This is a genomic window from Spirochaeta isovalerica (assembly GCF_014207565.1).
GTDB lineage: Bacteria > Spirochaetota > Spirochaetia > DSM-2461 > DSM-2461 > Spirochaeta_F > Spirochaeta_F isovalerica.
Genome location: NZ_JACHGJ010000012.1, coordinates 25,419 through 46,006, shown reverse-complemented (window position 1 = coordinate 46,006; position 20,588 = coordinate 25,419). Strand labels below are relative to the sequence as shown.

17 protein-coding genes are annotated in these 20,588 nt (G+C 50.6%); 12 read left to right on the top strand and 5 right to left on the bottom strand.

The window, feature by feature from the left end:
- The first annotated feature begins 133 nt into the window (after positions 1-133).
- The gene (locus HNR50_RS20495; RefSeq protein ID WP_184748677.1) at positions 134-2,341 is read left to right on the top strand and encodes an ankyrin repeat domain-containing protein; all 2,208 of its coding nucleotides are present in this window, start codon (positions 134-136) and stop codon (positions 2,339-2,341) included.
- A gap of 3 nt (positions 2,342-2,344) precedes the next feature.
- Here HNR50_RS20495 and alr read toward each other — a convergent pair whose 3' ends face one another.
- The 5 genes from alr to HNR50_RS20470 form a co-directional block, all read right to left on the bottom strand.
- Entirely contained in the window at positions 2,345-3,475 is a 1,131-nt protein-coding gene (alr, locus tag HNR50_RS20490) for an alanine racemase (RefSeq protein ID WP_184748676.1), read from the bottom strand.
- The gene (locus tag HNR50_RS20485; protein WP_184748675.1) at positions 3,472-4,416 is read right to left on the bottom strand and encodes an aminoglycoside phosphotransferase family protein; all 945 of its coding nucleotides are present in this window, start codon (positions 4,414-4,416) and stop codon (positions 3,472-3,474) included. Before HNR50_RS20485 ends, alr begins: the two co-directional genes overlap by 4 nt.
- 57 nt (positions 4,417-4,473) lie before the next feature.
- The gene (arcC, locus tag HNR50_RS20480; protein ID WP_184748674.1) at positions 4,474-5,427 is read right to left on the bottom strand and encodes a carbamate kinase; all 954 of its coding nucleotides are present in this window, start codon (positions 5,425-5,427) and stop codon (positions 4,474-4,476) included.
- Positions 5,428-5,526: 99 nt separating this feature from the next.
- Positions 5,527-6,258, bottom strand: a complete 732-nt coding sequence (locus tag HNR50_RS20475; protein ID WP_184748673.1) for an NADase-type glycan-binding domain-containing protein — start codon at positions 6,256-6,258, stop codon at positions 5,527-5,529.
- The gene (locus HNR50_RS20470) at positions 6,255-6,695 is read right to left on the bottom strand and encodes a hypothetical protein (protein WP_184748672.1); all 441 of its coding nucleotides are present in this window, start codon (positions 6,693-6,695) and stop codon (positions 6,255-6,257) included. The genes HNR50_RS20475 and HNR50_RS20470 overlap by 4 nt, the downstream gene beginning before the upstream one ends.
- A 269-nt stretch (positions 6,696-6,964) precedes the next feature.
- Between HNR50_RS20470 and ord the strand changes: the two genes are divergently transcribed.
- The 11 genes from ord (at position 6,965) to HNR50_RS20415 (ending at position 20,558) form a co-directional block, all read left to right on the top strand.
- The gene (ord, locus tag HNR50_RS20465; protein WP_184748671.1) at positions 6,965-8,014 is read left to right on the top strand and encodes a 2,4-diaminopentanoate dehydrogenase; all 1,050 of its coding nucleotides are present in this window, start codon (positions 6,965-6,967) and stop codon (positions 8,012-8,014) included.
- 3 nt (positions 8,015-8,017) lie between these two features.
- Entirely contained in the window at positions 8,018-8,320 is a 303-nt protein-coding gene (ortA, locus tag HNR50_RS20460; protein WP_184748670.1) for a 2-amino-4-oxopentanoate thiolase subunit OrtA, read from the top strand.
- The gene (ortB, locus tag HNR50_RS20455; RefSeq protein WP_184748669.1) at positions 8,320-9,756 is read left to right on the top strand and encodes a 2-amino-4-oxopentanoate thiolase subunit OrtB; all 1,437 of its coding nucleotides are present in this window, start codon (positions 8,320-8,322) and stop codon (positions 9,754-9,756) included. The genes ortA and ortB overlap by 1 nt, the downstream gene beginning before the upstream one ends.
- Positions 9,740-10,105, top strand: a complete 366-nt coding sequence (locus HNR50_RS20450) for a D-ornithine 4,5-aminomutase subunit OraS (RefSeq protein ID WP_184748668.1) — start codon at positions 9,740-9,742, stop codon at positions 10,103-10,105. Before ortB ends, HNR50_RS20450 begins: the two co-directional genes overlap by 17 nt.
- Complete coding sequence (gene oraE / locus HNR50_RS20445; RefSeq protein WP_184748667.1) at positions 10,105-12,318, top strand: D-ornithine 4,5-aminomutase subunit OraE; 2,214 nt, start codon at positions 10,105-10,107, stop codon at positions 12,316-12,318. Before HNR50_RS20450 ends, oraE begins: the two co-directional genes overlap by 1 nt.
- A 13-nt stretch (positions 12,319-12,331) precedes the next feature.
- The gene (locus tag HNR50_RS20440; RefSeq protein ID WP_184748666.1) at positions 12,332-13,702 is read left to right on the top strand and encodes a GlmL-related ornithine degradation protein; all 1,371 of its coding nucleotides are present in this window, start codon (positions 12,332-12,334) and stop codon (positions 13,700-13,702) included.
- Entirely contained in the window at positions 13,702-15,513 is a 1,812-nt protein-coding gene (locus HNR50_RS20435) for an alanine racemase (RefSeq protein ID WP_184748665.1), read from the top strand. The genes HNR50_RS20440 and HNR50_RS20435 overlap by 1 nt, the downstream gene beginning before the upstream one ends.
- A 72-nt stretch (positions 15,514-15,585) precedes the next feature.
- Positions 15,586-16,272, top strand: a complete 687-nt coding sequence (locus HNR50_RS20430; RefSeq protein ID WP_184748664.1) for a FadR/GntR family transcriptional regulator — start codon at positions 15,586-15,588, stop codon at positions 16,270-16,272.
- Positions 16,256-18,745: a pyruvate formate lyase family protein gene (locus HNR50_RS20425; RefSeq protein WP_184748663.1), complete on the top strand. Its 2,490-nt coding sequence runs from the start codon at positions 16,256-16,258 to the stop codon at positions 18,743-18,745. The genes HNR50_RS20430 and HNR50_RS20425 overlap by 17 nt, the downstream gene beginning before the upstream one ends.
- Positions 18,742-19,713, top strand: coding sequence for a glycyl-radical enzyme activating protein (locus HNR50_RS20420; RefSeq protein ID WP_184748662.1), 972 nt, complete (start codon positions 18,742-18,744; stop codon positions 19,711-19,713). Before HNR50_RS20425 ends, HNR50_RS20420 begins: the two co-directional genes overlap by 4 nt.
- The gene (locus HNR50_RS20415; RefSeq protein ID WP_184748661.1) at positions 19,710-20,558 is read left to right on the top strand and encodes a pyridoxamine 5'-phosphate oxidase family protein; all 849 of its coding nucleotides are present in this window, start codon (positions 19,710-19,712) and stop codon (positions 20,556-20,558) included. The genes HNR50_RS20420 and HNR50_RS20415 overlap by 4 nt, the downstream gene beginning before the upstream one ends.
- Positions 20,559-20,588 lie beyond the last annotated feature (30 nt).

Below are 20,588 nucleotides of genomic sequence, written 5' to 3'. Positions count from 1 at the left end.
AGCCACGTTCTGCTTTCCGTCGGGTTTTTTCCGGAAAATCATCTTAAATCTCCTCACATCTTCTATGCTGATTGGATAGATTGACTGAAGGGGTTTAAATTATAGGTACTAGCATTATCTGAAGGGAGTCTTTATGAAAAAGCTGAGTTTACTGATTCTGGGTCTGACAATCCTTGTTCTTATCGGATCCTGTGCTTCCGCAGAGGTCCGAGCGGTCAGAAAAGGAGATATAGAGGAGATCCGCAAATTCCTCGCCGACGGCGGTGATCCCGATACAATCGATAAAGATGGCAATGCCCTGATTCATATAGCGGTGCAATACGGAAGGGCGGATAGTCTGGACGTGCTGCTGCAAGCGGGGGCTGATGCCAATATGAAAAACGCAGACGGCAATACGGCGGCGATTCTGGCGGCCGGCTCCGATCGGCGCGATATGATAGACATTCTTATCAGATACGGTGGCGATATGCGGACACGGGGGCGCAGGAGCGTTTCCACGTTGATGCTGGCAGCTTCAAAGGGGAATGTGTCTCTCATGGATATTCTCCTTAAGCTGGGCGTCCCGATCGAAGGAACCGATGACGATGGACGGTCGGCATTGTTTTACAGCATTTCAGCTGCCGGGCCGGAAGCCCTGTCTTTTCTTCTGGATAAAGGGGCCGATGCCCGTGCCGTCGATAAAAATAACGGAACACCGCTCCACCTGCTGAAACAGAACAGGCAGGCGGTTCTGGCTTCCATGCTTCTGGACAAGGGAACAGATGTGGCTCTTTCTCTTCATTCCAGTAACGAAACAGCGCTTCATATAGCAGCGGGAGCCGGAGCCTGGCAGCTGGTGGAAACCTATCTGGCCGGTGGAGCGGCCTTTCTTGTCAATCAGCCCAGTTCAACTCTCGGCGCTCCCTTGTTTTACGCGTTGAATGAAAAAATAAATCCGGCTGACGGCGCGGCCACTGTAGAACTGCTTCTGGCTTCCGGAGCCGATCCCAATACCCCGTCGATTAAAAACAAGCTGCCTATTGTTCAGGCTGTCGAAAAACTGGATGTGAGACGAGCTGAACTCCTCCTCCGGTGGGGAGCCGATACAGATGTATTCCTGATATCCAGAAAATCTCTTCTTCATATAGCCGTTGAAAGGAAGAATGTGGAAATGGCAGGTCTTCTTCTCAACTATAATATCGATCCCGATATCCGGGATATGTATGGAAAAACACCGCTTTTTTATGCTGTGGAAAACGGCGATGAGCCTATGGTTCAGTTCCTGCTCTCCAATGGCTCCAATCCCGATATTAATAGTCATGACGGAACAAACATGCTCTATCTTGTACTGAAAAAAGATTCTGCGAGATCCTCGGGTTTCTCCTCTATGGGAAATCTGCTTCTCCGGTACGGAGCTTCGGTCCGCTCTTCGAGAGATCCGCTGCATCCCCTCCTTCTACAGGCTGCACAGAGCGGCAATGAAGCCGTTCTGAGCTTACTTCTCGATAGCGGCGCCAATCCCAATGCAACAGAAGCTGACGGTGTAACGGCTCTGATGCTGACTTCTTCAAAAAATTACTCAGATTTATCAGCCCTGCTCATTCGTTCCGGGGCGGTTGTGAATGCTGTAGATAAGAAAGGAAACACGGCTCTGCATATCGCTTCCCGGACCGGATCGGTTGCGACCGTGGAGATCCTCCTCCGCTACGGCGCGGCGCCTGATCCCGTGAATTATGATAATCTCAGACCAATAGAACTGGCTCCCGATAATGCCCAGGGGGACCGGATTGTGGAACTTCTCCTGGCTGCCGGTGCGGCTCCTCTTCCTGTGGAAGCCCCTGTCCCGGAAGAGCCGGTTGTCGTTGTGCCTCCTTCCGGCGATCAGCCGGAGAATCCGGAAGCTGCCGATGGTACCGTGACGGTAGTTGATAACGGTTCGCCGGAAGAGCCGACACCTGCTGATCCCTCCGGTGAAAACGGCTCTGACTCTGAGCTCTGGAATAAGGCGAAAGTCCTTGTGCTGGGCACTGATGAACCCCGCAACGTGTCGCGGGACAGAACGAGTTTCCAAGGATACAGCGCTTCCGTGCCAGTCTCATTTCCCCGTAATATGTATTCGAAGTTCAATAATCGGAATGTGAATCTGTTTATCCGTAACGAGACCGGACAATCCGCGGAAATCTACATTGTAAATGCAAATGGCGTAACCGAAGCTGTGTCCCTTCTTCAGGCGGGCCGCTTCCTCGAGCTCGGTTCAAAAGAAGGAAATATTTATCCGGTCTACAGTTCCTCAAGCATTTATTTCGGGGATATTAAGGCTACAGGTCAGCAGACACAGTATTTTCGTCTTGTTCAGAGGTGACCCTTATACGTAGTCTCTGGGAACTCTTTTGTTGATTGCGCAGGTGACCTCATAGGGGATGGTTCCGGTCATGCCGCCGATTTCAGCGGCATCGGGGCTTCCCTGACCGGGGCCGAATAAAATGACCTCAACGTTTACCGTGATATCTGTTTCGGGGCCAAGATCGATCATGAACTGATCCATGCAAACTCTCCCTGCAACGGGGAAACGTTTCCCTCCGATAGAGACTTCCGCCTTTGATGAGAGCAGGCGGTTATAACCGTCGGCATATCCGGCGGGCAGGGAGGCAATCCATGTATCTGCGGGAGCTTTCCATGTTCTCCCGTAAGAGATCGATGTTCCCCTTTTCACTTTTTTGATAAAAGCGGGCCGGGAGATGAGTTCCATGACAGGTTTGAAGTCAGCCGGGCTTTTATCCATTCTCTGATCGGGATAGTACCCGTATAAACATATGCCCGGACGCACCATATCGAAATGGGCATCGGGGTGGGCAATAATAGCTCCCGAGTTGGCTGCATGGACAATGCCGGGGTCTATGCCTCTCTTTCTTATTGATTCAACGGCCTGGTTGAAAATGCGGATCTGTTCTCTGGTGAAATCGATATCTTCCCGTTCGGGGCTGTCTGAAACGGGAAAATGGGTGCAGACTCCTTCGAGACGCATTCCTGCCGACCTGACGATAGTGCCGGCCAGATCAACGGCTTCATCGGGCTGAACTCCTATGCGCCCCATTCCCGTATCTATTTTTAAGTGTACATTTATTGTTTTTTTCTGACGGACCGCTTCTTCATGAATTCTGTTCGTATAGACCGGGTCGGCAACAAAGGGAGTCAGATTGTAGCTGACGATCTGTTCGATTTCTCTATCCATTGCTATGCTGAAAAGGATAATCGGAGCTTCTATTCCCGCTTCTCTGAGAATTATCGCCTCGGAAACGGTGGCTACAGCCAGAAAATCCACACCCCATTCCAGGGCCCGCTTCGATACTTCGACCGCACCGTGCCCGTAGGCATCGGCTTTGACAGCGGTACAGATCTTTCTCTCCGGACCGATCAGTTTTCTGATACAGTCGAGATTGTGGTCAATGTTCTTTAGATATATTCTGGCTCTGGTCGCCCGTCTGTTTTCATTCATCCTTCTATTCCTTGAGGCGCATTCAGTATGCTGCTGTAAAGTCTGTCTGCGGCTTCCATCTTTTCAATTATATCCCGTTCCTTTTCTTCGCTTATGAATCCTTCGAGAGTCCAGCTGCAAGAGAGCATCTGTTCGATATAGGCTCCTTTAAGCACAAGTTCCTCTGTCGTTTTCAGGGCTTCGGCGAAAACCCGGGACATTTCCGTCAGAAGTTCGCTTCTATTCTCATTATCGGTTCTGCCGAGCTGATTCAGAATAAAGCGGCCGCAGTCCGCTGTTTGATACCCTATAACGCCTTGTGGATCGATCACTGTCCACTCTCTGTTCTCATTTCTGAGAATATTCATATGGTGGAAATCGCCATGGTTCAATGTCTCCGGCAATCGATTAGCCTGTTCCAGCCAGTAGATTTCCGCTTTTTTAAAAAATGCATCCACAGTCGTCGTGCCGGCGCGCTTGTTTCTCGTTTTTTGAAAAGACCGTTTAAGCCAGTCTCCGTAATAAGGAAATCCCTGAGGGATTGTTTCAGTATTTTCATTATCTTTCAACAGAGAGGCTCCGGCTTTTATCTGCTCTTCCGGAGAATCGAGGCTGAAGAGATTCTCTCCCGGCGTAACTCTCTCCAGAAGCATGGCATTCCTTTCACTGTCAAAGGCGAGACCCCGGCAGAGATGCATGGATTTCAGATACCGCAGCGATCTGAATTCGTTTTCCAGTTCGCTTGATTCGACACCGATTTTCAACACAACAGGCCCGAAACGGTCTGATCGGGCTGTACAAACATAGTTGAAGGACAGATCATTTACAGGCCTGCATTCTGTCAGATTCCAGATATGGCAGATTTCATCGAGTTTTCCGGGAAGATCTTTCAGCCAGAGTCTCCCTTTTTCTCCGAATGTTTCCTTAATGTTTGTCCTGAATTTGCGGGGCAGGGGTATCATATCCGTTAATTGTAAAGCGGAATCCCCGTTTGGGAAATCCCGCTTTTTCAATCCCGATCAGTAGGCCGTTATAATCGTGCCGGCTTTACCTTCAATCGCATCTTTCAGGTTCTGAACATCAGTAATGATGGCTCTGTTCTCCGGATTAGCCTGTACGAACTCAATGGCGGCCAGTATCTTCGGTCCCATCGATCCCGCGGGAAACTGTCCTTCGCTGTGATAGTATTTCGCTTCGGCAAGAGTCATTCTGCTCAGCTCTTTTTCGTCGGGCTTTCCGAAATTGATGGCAACCGCCGGAACGCCAGTAATGATGATCAGGTCTTTGGCCTGAACGGCAAGGGCTATCTTCATGCTGGCCAGGTCTTTATCGATAACGCAGTCTATTCCCTCGAGGTGTTTCTTCTCATCGATATAAACGGGAATCCCGCCGCCGCCTCCGGTAATAACGACGTAATCGTTGTCCAGCAGAGTCCTGATCGCTTCTTTTTCAACAATATCCAGCGGGTAGGGAGAGGGAACATAACGTCTGTATCCGCGGCCCGCATCCTCTTTTATTATCCAGCCTTTTTCCTCTCTCAATGCGTTGGCTTCTTCTTCCGTGTAGAAAGGGCCGATCGGCTTTGTCGGATTGGCCAGTGCGGGATCCCGGCGGTCGACCATGATCTGGGATGGTATCGTTACGGTGTTTTTCAGATTTCCGTTGTCGATCATGATATTCTGAAGGCTCTGCTCCAGCATGTAACCCATGGAACCGGCTGTCATGGCATCGGCAACGCCAAGGGGAGTCTCGGGAAGAATATCCCTCGCCTTATCCCCCATGAGCATGAGGTTTCCGACCTGCGGTCCGTTCCCGTGGGTCAGGATAACCCGGTACCCCTTGTCTATGAGTTTATATACTTCTTTCATGGAGCTGCGGGTATTGGCGAACTGCTGATGGATATCGCCTTTTTCCCCTTTTTGTATGATGGCGTTCCCGCCCAGTGCCACAACGACAATGCTTTTTTCTTCCATTACGTATCTCCTGTTTTAGAGAAAATATATAATTACTACTACAAGAGTAATTATTGAGATAAGTATTATGTCACTTCTGTCGGGCGGTCAAGAGAAATGTTAAAAAAATGGTTCCAGATCGACGGCGAGTTCGGAAATGCAGGTGTCGCTGTACAGGTCTCCCCTGTAAACATCGGCGATCGTCAGCTTCAGCGCGTAAAATCCGAATATTTCCATGATGAGGGAATAATCCGCATCAGAGAGTTCGCTATTGCTTTCAAAATCCAGGTCAAGGGAAATCATGTTGAAGAAGTCGGGAAAGTCTTCGCGGAATTGATTGATAGCCCCGCGGTAGAGATCCATCTGTTTCAAGGAATCCATGGGGAATCCGAACTGCTGTTCTGCCATGGAATCTTTAAGGGAAATCCGTTCGTTAATGGGGAACTCTTTAATGAAATACAATACATAGTCTGTTTCCGAAACAAGTCCCGGCGCGGTTAGGCCGGCGAGAAGAGTCAATTTCAGCGTTTTAGGCCGGTTGTTTAGTTTGAAAAGTCTTTCCGAGGCTGCGAATCCATTAATGATTTTCATATTTGTTACAGCGCTTTGAAGCAGAACGATGACGTTTTCTCCCAGTCCATCTCCCTCTGCGGCCTCGACCCAGGGGGTGGAGCTGTCCCGGTCGAAGAGAGCTTCGGGACCGTAGGACACCACTTTTCCACCCAGGGTTTCTTTAAAAACGGAAGAAGCCCAGAGAGATGTCCGGGGAGCGGCATTAAAGTCAATCCACTGGGCGGAAAGAGGAGATGAAACCAACAGACAGATCAGTAAGATGTAAAATCTGGCCATCATTTTATCAGTTTCTTCAGGGTATTTCTCACAAGTCCGGAAGTTTTTCTGTTTATAGCCCGCTTTAAACCCTGTTTCGCCTCTGCTTTAAGCTGGTCTATCAGGCTTCCCGAGAATCCGCTCTGTCCTGAATGGTTTACCCTTCCGGATACCTTTTTCCAAAGTGATAGGTCGGGAATCTCTCCGTTATTTTCCAGATAATGGATAAATGTTTCCTCCATCTTCTCATATGGAGCATGTCCCGATGTCCATTCATAGTGACCGGTGCCGTCCTGGTATTCCATGTAATAGCCTTCGGTTGAAAAAGCGCACTGCAGATAATTTTCATCATGACTCAATATGGCAAAATCAACTTGGCTGTCGAGAGAGGCCAGTATCTCTTTCAGTTCAGTACTGCCGACGTTTTCACTGGTTTTCCCATCTGCTGTTTCAATGTTCATATAAATCCTCCATTCTTCAAAAAACTGAAGCGGTTATATTTTAACAATCTGATTTGTATTGAAAATTTCTGAGATAGGAAACCTGGAAGAGTGACGGGCACAAACATCATAATTACCGAATTTCATTATAATACGGTTTTATAAATTTTAAGAGGGCAAAAAACTGACCTGTCCCGGCACTATTCGCTTGACAGGTCACAATGGTCGATTATACTGAGTTTACTATCGTAGTAGTAACACTATTCGGACTTAATATATGGAGAATCAATATGGAAAACATTAAAGTATTATTGTGGGGCTTCGGAGCCATGGGAAGCGGCATGGCGGAAATGCTTCTGAAAAAGAAAGGCGTTGAGATTACGGGTGTCTGCGATATGCACCCCGACCGCGTGGGAAAAAGCATGTATGATGTGCTCGGTGTCGATAAAGGAAACAGATCGGACGTGATAATAAACGGCGACATCAAGGCTCTCGTTTCAGAAGGCTGCGTCGATATCGCCCTGCTCGCGACCGATTCCTTTACAGCCAAAGCTTTCGATAAAATCAAATTCCTCCTGGAGAATAAACTGAATGTCATTTCCACGGCTGAAGAGATGTCCTACCCCCAGGCGCAGGAGCCCGAACTGGCACAGCAGCTCAATGAAATAGCAAGAGCCAACGGCGTTACAGTTCTTGGAACGGGAATCAATCCCGGACTGATTATGGACCTCCTGGTTGTTACTCTGACAGGCGCCTGTATCGATGTGGATGAAATCGAAGCTGAGAGAGTGAACAGCCTGTCTCCCTTCGGCCCTGCGGTTATGGAAGAGCAGGGTGTCGGTATCACTCAGAAAGAATTCGCCAACGGCGTGAAAAACGGGACGCTGGCCGGTCATGTGGGGTTCAACGAGTCGGTCAATATGATCGCCGATGCCATCGGATGGAAATTGAGCGAGCCGGTGAAGCAGTCCATGGAACCCATTGTTTCCAATGTTTACAGAAAAACGAAATATGTTGAAGTTCAGCCCGGAAACATCGCCGGATGCGCCATGAAGGGATTCGGATACGTAGACGGACAGGAAAAGATCCGTATGATCCACCCCCAGCAGGTTGAACCTCAGCTCGAAGGTACCGATACGGGAGATTATATCCGGATCAAAGGGACCCCCGATATCCATATGGCTATTAAACCCGAAGTTCCCGGCGGGATCGGAACCATCGCCATGTGCGTCAATATGATTCCCCATGTTATCAATGCGAGAGCGGGACTGAAGACGATGATAGACTTACCCGTTCCCCGGGCTATCATGGGCGATATGCGGAACCTTATCGAGAGGTAATATATGAATGCGAAAAAAGGTGACTGGGTCAGGATTCATAAAGTCATTCTGACCGCCGATGAAAGGGCGCCTCAGGTTCCCGACGATACGAAAGAAGTTCCGCTGGAGATGTGGGACAAGGGTTTTCTCCTCAACGATTTCGCCACGATCGGCGATGAGGTCGAGGTGGAGACCATTATCGGCAGGAAGCTGTCGGGAAAGATGATCGAGATCAATCCCCAGTTCGATCACGGGTGGGGCAGCTGCGTGCCGGAGATCCTCCATATCGGCAGGCAGGTGAAATCCATACTTGAGGGGGCTGAGTGATGAGCGCATCGGATTACAATGAAGTGATGTCCCGGAAGGGCGAGATCATGAAGGACGCGGTTCAGATCGATTACAGCCGTTTCGAGTCGGGGTCCATCGCCTTCGACTACGAAGCCATGATGGAGAAGGTCGGCTATTCTCTCGATCAGATCCGGGATATACAGCTATCCACAGGGGTGGGAAATACTCCCGTATATGAACTGAAAAACCTGACGGCTCTCTGCCGGAAAACAGCGGAGCCGGGAAAAGGGGCCAGGATCTTTTTGAAAGACGAAGCGGCCAATCCCTCGGGCAGTTTTAAAGCCAGACGGGCGGCGGTCAGCGTTTATCATGCGAAAAAGCTCGGTTATAAAGGTGTTATCGCCGCGACCAGCGGAAATTACGGCGCGGCCGTGGCCAGCCAGGCGGCCATGCAGGGGCTTAAGTGCATCATTGTTCAGGAATGTTATGATTCCCGATGGAAGGGCCAGCCTGAAATCGTAGAAAAAGCGAGAAAATGCGAGGCTTACGGAGCGGAAGTCGTTCAGCTTTCGGTAGGTCCGGAGCTTTTTTACACCTTCCTTCAGCTTCTGGAGGAAACGGGATATTTCAATGCCTCTCTCTACACGCCTTTCGGTATTGCCGGAGTGGAAACTCTCGGTTACGAGCTGGCGGAGCAGATGAGGGAGAAGATCGGCCGCGATCCCGATGCTGTCGTCGTAACAAACGCCGGTGGCGGGAATCTGACCGGTACGGCGCGGGGGCTGCTTAAAGCCGGGGCTGACAACGTCAGGATAATCGGCGCCAGTGTGGATCTGTCGGGGCTTCATATGGCCAGTGACGGCCAGTTCAACAGGAAATCCTTCACGACAGGCCATACGGGATTCGGAATCCCCTTTGCGACCAACCCCGACCGGTCCGATGTTCCCCGTTCGGCCGGGAGGCCCTTACGCTATATGGATCGTTATGTGACAGTCCGTCAGGGAGAGGTTTTTTACATGACCGAGGTTCTGGCTCAGATCGAGGGACTCGAAAGAGGTCCGGCGGGGAATACTTCTCTGGCCGCGGCGTTCTCCATTGCCCGTGAAATGGATGAGGACCAGGTCGTCGTCGTTCAGGAAACAGAATATACGGGAGCGGGCAAGCATATTCAGCCCCAGCTCTCCTTTGCCAGGGAAAACGGTATAGAGATCCGCTTCGGCAACCCCGAAGAGGAAGTTCCCGGAGAATCAATTATTCTTCCCGGGCATCCTTCGATGATCAGGGCCGTCGATCTGGATCTGGAAAAAATTAAATACTCTTATATAAGGAATTGCCTGGCTAAAGTCGGTAATCCCGAAGATGTCGGCGAAGAAGATCTTCAATTCTTGGCAGACGAAATCAAGTTGAATAAATACGCGGTGAAGAAAATGCTTCACCATATGCAAGGAAGGGAAAACAGTGGAACGGCAAGATGACTTTGAACAGAGAAGAAAACATCTGAAAGATCTGACGGAAAAACAGCTCGAAGAGAGATTCTGGGAGCTTTGCAGTCAGCTTATGGACCCCATCGTAGATATGGCGTCTAAACATACATCGCCTTCGATCGAGAGATCGGTGCTTCTGAGAATGGGATTTTCCAGCATCGAGAGTAAGGCAATCGTCGAAAAAGCGATTGATAAGAACCTCATCCAGCACGGAGCGGGACACCTTGTTTATAAGCTGGCCCAATCCAAAGGGATGGAAATCCGCGAGGCGGGACTGAAGCTGGCGGAAAACGAACTCTGGGAGGAAACCTCTTCCCTCTTTCAGGGAGGAGCGAAATAATGGATAAGCTGAAGAAAAACGAAAAGATAAATGTTCCGGAAATCCTGAAGGATCTGGAAAACTACCGTCCCCGACGCCGTAACTGGGTCTGGAGAAAGGGCCAGGGTGAGAAGAGACAGATCGGAAAATTCGAGTTTTACGATACATCGGAAAACCTGGAACAGTACGAAGCCCTTCCGGGAGGGCATTACTTCAATAATATCGCTCCTCAGCCCACAAGCACTATCACAACGGAAATCGCTTCCGGCCGCTTTGAAGACGATATCAGAAGAATGAGAATGGCGGCCTGGCATGGCGCTGATCACCTCATGGTTATCCGAACCGCCGGTCAGAGCCATATGGACGGCCTGATCGAAGGAACGCCCCAGGGAATCGGCGGCGTCCCCATATCGAGAAAACAGCTGAGAGCCCAGAGAAAGGCGCTCGACCTGATCGAAGATGAAGTGGGAAGACCGATCAACTACCACTCTTATGTTTCCGGAGTTGCCGGTCCCGAAATCGCCGTTCTCTTTGCCGAAGAAGGTGTGAACGGAGCCCATCAGGACCCCCAGTACAACGTTCTCTACAGAAATATCAACATGGTCCGCTCCTTTGTCGACGCGGCAGTGGCCAAGAAGGTTATGGCCTGGGCGGGGATCGCTCAGATCGACGGAGCCCACAACGCCAACGCGACGGCACGCGATGCCTGGAAGGTTATGCCCGAGCTGATGGTACAGCACGGACTGAACTCCATGTTCTCCGTGAAAGTGGGAATGAAAAAAGAGGATATCTGTCTCTCCACCGTTCCTCCCACAGCTCCTCCCGCGCCCTGTATGCGTCTGGACCTGCCCTACGCCGTGGCGCTGAGAGAGGTTTTCTCCGAATACAAGATGAGAGCCCAGCAGAACACCAAGTACATGGGATCATCGACTAGGGAAGCGACGGTCACCCATACGCTCAACCTGCTCATCTCCAAAATGACCAGAGCGGAAATCCAGTCGACCATTACCCCCGACGAAGGAAGAAACGTTCCCTGGCATATCTATAATATCGAAGGTACCGATACGGCCAATCAGGCCTTCGCCGGTATGGACGGCCTGACCGAAATGCTCGAGATCAAACGGGATAAAGGCGAACTGGCCGATAAGGTCCGCGAGTTGAAAGAGCGCGCCGTACTCTATCTGGAAGAGATGCTCGAAGCGGGCGGTTATTTCAATGCGGTGGAGCAGGGGTTCTTTGTCGACTCCGGCTACTACCCGGAGCGAAATGATGATGCCATTGTCCGCCATATCGACGGCGGTATCGGAGTGGGAACTGTCTATGACAGAGCCGATGACTACATGGCTCCCGTAACGGCTCATTTCGGATACAACAACCTGGCCCAGTACGGCCCGGAAGCTGAAAAAGATCCTTCATCGCTCATCGGCGGCGGAACTTTCGAGAAGCCCGAAAAAATTGTATTTATCGATGAACTCGATGAGGTGGATAACGTCTACACCAGAATGGAGGAGACGAAAGACTTCCGCGAAAAAAATATCGTGAAGCCTGAAATGGAATGGCTCGGCGACGGCGTCGTGCAGACCACCATGTTCCTTCCCACCGATGAGCGGACAGCCTATTATGCGGCCATTGAAGTCGGCAAGAAAATGGGTCTCGAAGAGGTTGAAGTCATCCATACGGAAGTTCTTCAGGCTGCCGAGGGTACCAGAGTCGAGATCAAAGGAAAATTCCAGCACACAATCGATCTGGATAAGCTGGTTGTTCCTCCCGCTCCGGAAGTTATGACTTTCGAAGAGCTCTGCGCTGCCGTTAAGGCGAAACCGATGAAAATCGTTGCGGCGACGGTCGGCCAGGATGAGCACTCCGTCGGGCTTCGGGAAGTAATCGACATCAAGCACGGCGGTATCGAAAAATTCGGAATTGAGGTTCACTACCTCGGTACGTCCTGCCCCATCGAAAAACTGGTCGATGCGGCCATCGAGCTCAATGCCGACGGTATCCTGGCTTCCACCATTATCTCCCACGATGATGTACACTATAAGAATATGAAGAAGATTCACGACTACGCCGTGGAAAAAGGTGTTCGGGAAAAACTGATCCTCTGCGCCGGCGGAACACAGGTCACGCCTGATATTGCCAGAGAAAACGGTGTGGACCAGGGATTCGGAAGAGGATCCAACGGTACGCAGGTCGCCACTTTCCTTGTCAAGAACAGGGAAGAAAGAGGCCTGTGATCAAAGAGGCATTGTGAAAGTTGATGTCCTGGCTGCCGAGATAGGCAGCACCACTACAGTTGTTAACGCCTTTGTCGGAATGGGAACAGCAGAGCCCCGCCTTGCCGGGCAGGGCTTCGCCCCCACTTCCGTTCTCGAGGGCGATGTCACGGTGGGGCTGGAAGGCGCCATCGATCATTTAAAAAAGAATCTCAAAACAGAAGAACTCACATGGGAGCGTTTTCTCGCCTCCAGCAGTGCCGCCGGAGGGCTGCGCATGACCGTCCACGGGCTCGTCTACGATATGACGGTCCGGGCGGCGAAGGAAGCGGCTCTCGGCGCCGGTGCCAATATCCACCAGATAACAGCCGGCCGAATGCGCCGGACTGATCTGAAAAAACTGGTTGAGCTTAAGCCCAATATCATTATGATCGCCGGAGGAGTGGATTACGGAGAACGCGATACGGCTCTGGACAATGCGGAGAAGATCGCCGAACTTAATCTGGGAATCCCCGTCATTTATGCCGGTAATATCCAGAACCACGATGAAATCAGGGAGATATTCCTCGAATCCGGAACGAAGCTCTATATAGTAGATAATGTCTACCCTTCGATTGACCGGCTTGAAGTGCTTCCGGCGCGGAGGGTCATTCAGAAAGTCTTTGAAGAGCACATCATTCATGCTCCCGGTATGGAAAAAATCCGCAGCCTCGTCGATGGCCATGTCATTCCCACGCCGGGAGCCGTTATGGAGGCGACGCGGTTCCTCAAGAATGAACTGGGCGATCTGGTGACCTTCGATGTTGGCGGAGCGACGACCGATGTCCACTCGGTGACCGACGGGTCCGAGGAAATCAGCCGGATACAGCTTTCTCCGGAGCCGGACGCGAAGAGAACCGTAGAAGGAGATCTCGGCGTTTACGTCAACCGGATGAATGTCTATGAGCTGGCTGATAAAAAGCGGCTTTCAATGAGGACGGGATTGCCGGAAGAAGCTCTGGAAGAAGCTGTTCAGGCTCTGCCGCCCGTTCCTCAGACCGACGCTGAAAAAAAACTGGTCGGTGAATTGACCTACACCGCTTTAAAGATAGGCTTGCATCGCCATGCGGGCAAGTACCGCGATTCCTTTGCGAGCGGCGGTAAGAAAACAATGGCCGAAGGGCGGGATCTCACCGCTTTGAAATATATAATCGGTACGGGAGGCGCTCTTACCCGTTTGGGAATCGGCCCCGAACTGATCCGCGAAGTCTTTTCCGACGGCCATAAGTTCGACCTTCTCCCGCCGGCTCTGCCTAAAGTTCTGATTGATCAAACTTACATTATGGCTTCTCTCGGCGTTCTTTCTACTGAATATCCCGAAGATGCCGCCAAACTTTTTGAGTACTATCTGGAGGATAGAAACTGATGCCCGGTCCGGAAATTCAGGTTGATATACAAAAAATAAGGGAAAATACAAAAACTCTCGTCGATTTCTGCCGTTCCTCGGGGATTTCTGTTACTGGAGTGACCAAGGTGACCTGCGGGATGCCCATGGTGGCGCAGGCCATGCTCGACGGAGGGGTTGCCAGCATCGGCGAATCGAGAATCGAGAACATACGCCGACTCCGTTCGAGCGGTATAAACGCGCCGGTTATGATGCTGCGGATTCCTCCTCTGTCCCGTGTAGAGGAAATCGTCACCTCGGTCGATATCAGTCTCAATTCGGAGCTTTCGGTCATCCGCTCGCTTTCCGATGCGGCTGAAAAAAAAGGAAAGATCCATAAGGTAATCCTTATGGTCGATCTCGGAGACCTCCGGGAAGGGATCTGGCCTACCGATCTACTGGATGTGGCCCGGGAAGTGATAGAACTGCCGGGCGTCGAATTGACAGGACTCGGGACAAATCTCACCTGTTTCGGAGGTGTCCTGCCTTCGAGAAAAAACATGGGCGAGCTGGTCGGCTATGCGGAGAAGATAGAAGAGGCGTTCGGAATCGAACTGAAGATTATCTCCGGAGGGAACTCTTCATCACTTCCTCTTTTAATGGAGGGGGGGATGCCCAAAAGGGTCAACCACCTCAGGTTGGGCGAGTCTATAGCTCTGGGGAGAGAAACGGTTAACGGCACGATCTGGCCCGGATGCCATCACGACGCCTTCCAGCTTTCCGCTGAAGTGATTGAACTGAAGAAAAAACCCTCGGTTCCCATCGGCGAAACGGGAATGGATGCTTTCGGGGAAAAGCCGGTCTTTTCCGACAGAGGCGACATCCTAAGAGCCATTCTCAGCGTCGGGCGGGAAGATGTGGTCATCGACAGCCTGGTCCCAGTAGACAAAAAGATCTCCATACTGGGAGCTTCCAGCGACCACCTTCTCGTCGATGTAACCGAATCAAGTCAGCCGCTGAAGCTCGGCGACAAAGTGAATTTCAATCTCAATTACGGCGCGCTTTTAGCGGCCATGACTTCAAATTACGTTAAAAAAATACCATTTACAGGAGACGATAGTCCCATGAAGCCCGGAAAAACACTGCTTCTCGGCAACTCCCCCACATTTAAAGAGGAAACTCTACTCAGCCATCTGAAGGAGATGGGGTTTGAATATGAAATCTCGGGCGAATCTATCAATGACGGCATGATCGCCCGGACCATCGGCGAAAACATCATTCCCCTTATCGGCGGAGCGGAGAATAAAACAATTGAAGGGATCAAAGGCATGGCCTCGGCTCTGAAGCAATCGGGACTTCTGGTTTTCGCACCCGAAGCGGCTCTCTTGAAAGAGGATTCCCATGGCGCCGACAGAACATTTCTGGCGGATATTCTCGGGCTTAACGGAAAGGAATTGAATCTCTCCAGCCGGATTTCACCGGAAAGCACAGTCATCATAGGTCTGCGCCATGCTGAAAAACGGGAAGTGGAGCTGATCCGGGAGCACAATATTCAGGTTTACACCATGGAAGATATCGATCTATTGGGAATGCGCGAAGTTATGATCAACTCTCTGAGGAAGGTTACAACCGGAACAGAAGGTTTCTATGTGCGCCTCAGTACCGATGTCATCGGAGCGGAGGGGGAGGGCATTACGTTTCGGGAAGCCCATCTTGCCATGGAGATGGTCGCTGACTCGGCGAGGATGAAAGCCTTTGATATTTCCGGTACGCCCGATAAAAGCTGGATCAATGACGACAGGCTCTGCAGTCTTGTCGAATCGGTTTACGGAAAGCGAATTCTCAGACGCTAGAACTTTTATTTGACAGAATCTCTAGAATAGACCTACACTGAAATTGGTCCAACCAATTTCAGTGAGGATTTAATGGTAGCTGATGATATTGCTCTGCAAATAGAGAAAGCCATATTAAGCGGTTCTTTCGGGAAGGGATCGAAACTTCCCCCCGAAAGAAAACTGGCGGAAAAGTACGGTGCCAGCCGGACGACTGTAAGACAGGCCATTAAAAATCTCGAACAGCTCGGACTTGTTGAAACTCTGCCTCAGAGCGGCACATTTGTTAGCGATTATCTACAGGATGCCTCCCTCGATTTACTGATACATATGATGAAAGATCCCGACAGCTGGGATCCCGCGACTTTGCACGCTTTACTTGAAGCCCGTAAGGTTATTGAACTCTTTGCTCTCTCCAAAGCTGTTGAATCGGCAACAGAAAAAGATCTGGCAACCCTTCGTGAATTGGCATCGGAGCTCAGTGCTGAAAACCCGCAACAATCGGCAGAAATGGACTACATGCTTCACTATCATATAATGAAAATGTCATCAAACATCGCTTTTCTTCTCATATTCAATTCTTTCAAACCGGTCTACCGCTATCTGACCGATCTGTTTTTCAGCAGTGAAGAATCTCTGAAAACGGTAATGGTACAGCATCGGAAACTGATCGGTGCCTTTGAAAAAAAGGATAAGGAAGGCGCTGAAGAAATCATGGAAGAAATTCTCGCATTCGGAGAGACAACAGTAAAGGAATATATCAATGGAAACAGGAATTAAGGAACCGAAAAATCTTTCGTCGAGGGTGAAGTGGCTGAGAGACTATTATTTTGAAGGCACAGACCGCAAATGGAATAACGAGAATACTTCCTGGACCACCGGCGAGGACTGGGACTTTCAGCATAACGAGCTGACCTATTACATTGTTCCTGAAACCTATCCCTTTCTGCAGACTTTCAGAAGCTCCTTTTCCCAGACGGCCCGCAAAATCAAGCTTTGTGATGATTTCTGGGATAAGTCTCTTCCCGAGCGGATTGCCTGGTTCAATCGCGAAGTTATGGTGCGCTACCTGCCGGTGGAGATCCTTCCGGGAGATCTCATTGCCGGGGGGCGTTTCAATATTCAGACATCATCCTGCCTGACAAAAAAGGAAACCCGTGACAGGGACCGTAGAGTATACGGAAAACAGGGCACCCGCGCTTCCATGAAATGGTTTCACGATCACGGCTACGGGAACAGCGGCGCCACCAGCGGCCATCTGATTCCCGGTCACGAGAGATTGCTGAAGATCGGATGGAAAGGTGTCCGGCAGGAGCTCGACGAATTCTACGGCAGTCTTTCCGAAGAAGAAAAAAAAGGGAGGAAGGGAGCTCAGCTGAGAGCCATGATGACCGCATCGACGACTGCCGTCGATCTGGCGGCCCGTTATGCCGATCTCTGCAGGGATTCGGGGCGAAAGGAAGCAGATACCATAAGGAAAAGAGAGCTTGAGGAGATGGAGAGAATTCTGCGGAAAGTCCCTTTTAATCCCCCGGAAACTTTTCACGAAGCGCTCCAGGCTCTCTGGATCAACCATATGCTGATCATGAGCGATGAGAATTATCCCGGACCGGGTGTCTCTTTCGGCAGGCTCGATCAGTATCTCTACCCATACTGGGAAAAATCCATTGCGGAGGGAATGGACCGGGAATATGCGAAAGAAGTTCTCGGCTGTTTCTGGGTTCATGCCAACACGGCCTATGACGCCCTTATCAAAGTGGGCGGCAACCAGGGGATTACGGCTGGGTACGGCCAGCTTCTGACTCTATCGGGAGTCGGACCTGACGGTGAGGATAAAACGAATGATCTTACTTATTTGATTCTGGAAGTGATCGATGATCTGTCGCCCATTCTGGAACCCAAGCCCAACATCAGGATTCACAGGAACAGTCCGGAAAAACTGATGAATATCATCGTCGATATGATCATGTCCAGCCAGGGCGCCCCTTTTCTGCTGAATTTCGATGAGCGATCCATGGCGGGAATGGACGAGCAGTCCCGTCGGGGCGGAATTCCCGATTTGATCAACAAATCGAATCTGGCGGACTATGCACCTGTCGGGTGTCTGGAAAACACTATGGTCGGGAACGACAGGTCCGGTACGGTGGATAACAATCTCAATCTCTACAAAGCCGTGGAACTGGTATTCGGGAACGGCCGGGATCTCTTTCCCTTTTTCGATCCCATGACAGGGAAAAGTGAAAAAGTAAAACAGGACGGGCCGCGCACCGGCGATCCATGCGGTTTTAAGACCTGGGATCAGTTCTGGAATGCCTACGTGAAACAGACCGCATATATCGTAAAGAGATGCGTAAACCTCTATGAGAAATCCGAGTCCCTCCGGGCCGATACGGCGCCGACCCCCTATCTCTCCTGTCTGGTTAAAGGATGCGCCGAACAGGGTAAAGATGTGACGGAAGGCGGAGCGGAGATCAATTTCACGACTATGGAAGCTGTCACATACGCATCAACAGTCGATTCTCTTCTGGCAGTAAAATACCTTGTATACGACAATAAAATCTGCACTATGGAAGAGCTGATTCAAGCCCTTAAAGATAACTGGAAAGGGCATGAAATCCTTCAGGCAAAGGCAAAAAACAAAGCCCCCAAATTCGGCGTGGACGATTATGAGGCCGACCGGATGGGATGGGAGGTCATGAAGGCCTGGACCGATGAAGTGTGGAAGCACAAAACGAAATCGACAAACCGCCAGTTCCGTCCCGGCATGCTCAGCTGGAATTACTGGGTAGGCGACGGCTTTATCCTTCCCGCCAGTCCCGACGGACGACCGAAGGGGACGTTTTTCTCCAATGCGATCTGTCCCGTAACGGGGATGGATGTGAACGGACCGACCTCCAACAGCAATTCGGTCGGTAAGGTTCTGGGCGGCAAAGAACTTGTCGACGGGGAGGAGCACTATGTGAACATACTTCCCAACGGAGCCAGCCATACAATCAGTTTCAATCCTTCCATATTCGGGACAGAGGCTAACAGGAATAAATTCAAAGCCTTTCTCAAGGGGTATGCCCGAAACGGGGGAACGGCTCTGCAGATCAATATGATCGATTCCAATACCTTGAAAGAAGCGCAGAAAAATCCGGCGGATTACCGGCATCTTCTCGTACGGGTTACGGGCTACAATGCCTATTTTGTCAGCATCGGGAGGGAGCTGCAGGACGAACTGATCGCCCGTCTCAGCCACGATAAAATATGAGCGAAAAGGAAATAAAAGGCCTGGTTCTGGAAATCCAGCGCATGTCCACGGAAGACGGACCCGGGCTGAGAACGACTGTCTTTCTCAAAGGCTGCCCCCTGCGCTGCAGCTGGTGTCACAATCCCGAGAGCATTTCATCCAGGCCGAGGCTCCAATGGATCGGTTCGAACTGCATCATGTGCGGTTCCTGCATCGATGTCTGTCCGTACCATTCGCTGACCATGACTGAAAGCTCTATTGAAATTGACTGGAAGAGTTGTACGGCCTGCGGTCTCTGCGTCAATGAATGCCCGACAAACGCTCTGGAAATCCTGGGAAAAAAATGGACCAGTGACCAGCTGGTTGAAGAGCTTCTCAAGGACGAAGCTTTTTTCGAGGAGTCGGGAGGGGGAATAACCATCTCCGGCGGCGAAGCCATGATGCAGGCCGAATTCGTCAAAGAGGTTTTTCAGAAGCTGAAATCGAGAGGAATCCATACGACACTCGATACATGCGGGATCTATCAGTGGAAAAAAATGGAAGAGGTTCTGCCCTTTATCGATCTGATACTTTTTGATTTCAAGGAATCGAATCCCCTATTGCACCGCGAATATACCGGGGCGGAGAGAGAGATCATTCTGGCGAATTTCAAAGCCCTGATGGAACTGAAGGAAAAGGGAGTCGGTCCGAAGGAGCTCTGGATCAGAACTCCGGCGATTCCCGGCGCGACGGCCAGAACGGCCAATATATCAGGAATAGCGGGCTTTCTTCGCGATTATCAGGATGAAATAGACCGATGGGAAATTTGCGCTTTCAATAACCTCTGTAAGGATAAATACGCACGGCTGGGACAGACTTGGAAATTCGCCGATAGCCCTTTGATGAAGAAAGAGGAGATGGACGGACTGGTCCGGACTGCCGTAGAAGCGGGATTCGACAGCGGGAAAGTTCTCTGGACAGGTATGACGGCACAGCAGGAGAAAAAATGACAGACAGCAAATTCGAAAAGGATGATCTGGTAGATTTCAAAAAAGATGAGAAGGTAGGGCTAGTTTCAACAGTCGATCGGGACGGAAATCCCCACGTCTCATTAATAACCTCCATACAGGCGACTGATGAGAAGCATCTCATTCTGGGGCAATTCTGCGAAGGGAGAAGCAAGGACAATCTGAGGGAGCGTCCCCGGAGCGGATTTCTGATTCTGACCCTCGATATGAGCTACTGGATGGGGACAATGTCCTGGACGGGAGAAGCCGACACGGGGGAGGAACTGGAAGAGTTCAACATGAAACCCATGTGGCGGTACAATACCTATTTCGGGATTCACCGGGCTCATTATCTCGATGTCCGGACCGTTCATCCCCGAAAAAAAATCTCCATTCCCGCCCTATTGCCCTCGATCATAACGGGAAGAATGACCGGACTGTTTACCGCGGGCACCAGGAAGGAAAAACCGATAAACCGGTGGACGGAAAAACTACTTAACAACCTGTCGTCTCTCAGTTTTCTTTCCTGGGTCGATAAAGAGGGATACCCCGTTATTTTCCCGGCCTTGCAGCTTTTCTGCCGTCACGGAAACCAGGTCCTTTTTGCTCCCGGTGAATACGGGAAGGAATTTGAAACGATCGAAAAAGGCTCTGTCGTTGTTGTCTATTCCCTGTCGTTACAGATGGAGAGCGTCCTGCTTCGCGGATCATTTTCCGGCTTAAGAAGAGTCGCCGGTATGAAGGTCGGGATCATTGAGATAGATTGGGTTTACAATTCCATGCCTCCGGTACCCGGGCAGATTTACCCTGAAATCCCCCTGGAAGCTGTAGTTGTTAATAAGGATTAATAAAGCCGTAAAAAATACTGGCTCGAATCA

What these genes read in the sequence shown, in the direction of transcription:
- HNR50_RS20485 (WP_184748675.1), bottom strand. Translation starts at nt 4,416, where the DNA reads ATGATACCCCTGCCCCGCAAATTCAGGACAAACATTAAGGAAACATTC.
- HNR50_RS20435 (WP_184748665.1), top strand. Translation starts at nt 13,702, where the DNA reads ATGCCCGGTCCGGAAATTCAGGTTGATATACAAAAAATAAGGGAAAAT.
- HNR50_RS20475 (WP_184748673.1), bottom strand. Translation starts at nt 6,258, where the DNA reads ATGATGGCCAGATTTTACATCTTACTGATCTGTCTGTTGGTTTCATCT.
- HNR50_RS20495 (WP_184748677.1), top strand. Translation starts at nt 134, where the DNA reads ATGAAAAAGCTGAGTTTACTGATTCTGGGTCTGACAATCCTTGTTCTT.
- alr (WP_184748676.1), bottom strand. Translation starts at nt 3,475, where the DNA reads ATGAATGAAAACAGACGGGCGACCAGAGCCAGAATATATCTAAAGAAC.
- oraE (WP_184748667.1), top strand. Translation starts at nt 10,105, where the DNA reads ATGGATAAGCTGAAGAAAAACGAAAAGATAAATGTTCCGGAAATCCTG.
- HNR50_RS20430 (WP_184748664.1), top strand. Translation starts at nt 15,586, where the DNA reads ATGGTAGCTGATGATATTGCTCTGCAAATAGAGAAAGCCATATTAAGC.
- ortB (WP_184748669.1), top strand. Translation starts at nt 8,320, where the DNA reads ATGAGCGCATCGGATTACAATGAAGTGATGTCCCGGAAGGGCGAGATC.
- arcC (WP_184748674.1), bottom strand. Translation starts at nt 5,427, where the DNA reads ATGGAAGAAAAAAGCATTGTCGTTGTGGCACTGGGCGGGAACGCCATC.
- ord (WP_184748671.1), top strand. Translation starts at nt 6,965, where the DNA reads ATGGAAAACATTAAAGTATTATTGTGGGGCTTCGGAGCCATGGGAAGC.
- ortA (WP_184748670.1), top strand. Translation starts at nt 8,018, where the DNA reads ATGAATGCGAAAAAAGGTGACTGGGTCAGGATTCATAAAGTCATTCTG.
- HNR50_RS20420 (WP_184748662.1), top strand. Translation starts at nt 18,742, where the DNA reads ATGAGCGAAAAGGAAATAAAAGGCCTGGTTCTGGAAATCCAGCGCATG.
- HNR50_RS20415 (WP_184748661.1), top strand. Translation starts at nt 19,710, where the DNA reads ATGACAGACAGCAAATTCGAAAAGGATGATCTGGTAGATTTCAAAAAA.
- HNR50_RS20425 (WP_184748663.1), top strand. Translation starts at nt 16,256, where the DNA reads ATGGAAACAGGAATTAAGGAACCGAAAAATCTTTCGTCGAGGGTGAAG.
- HNR50_RS20470 (WP_184748672.1), bottom strand. Translation starts at nt 6,695, where the DNA reads ATGAACATTGAAACAGCAGATGGGAAAACCAGTGAAAACGTCGGCAGT.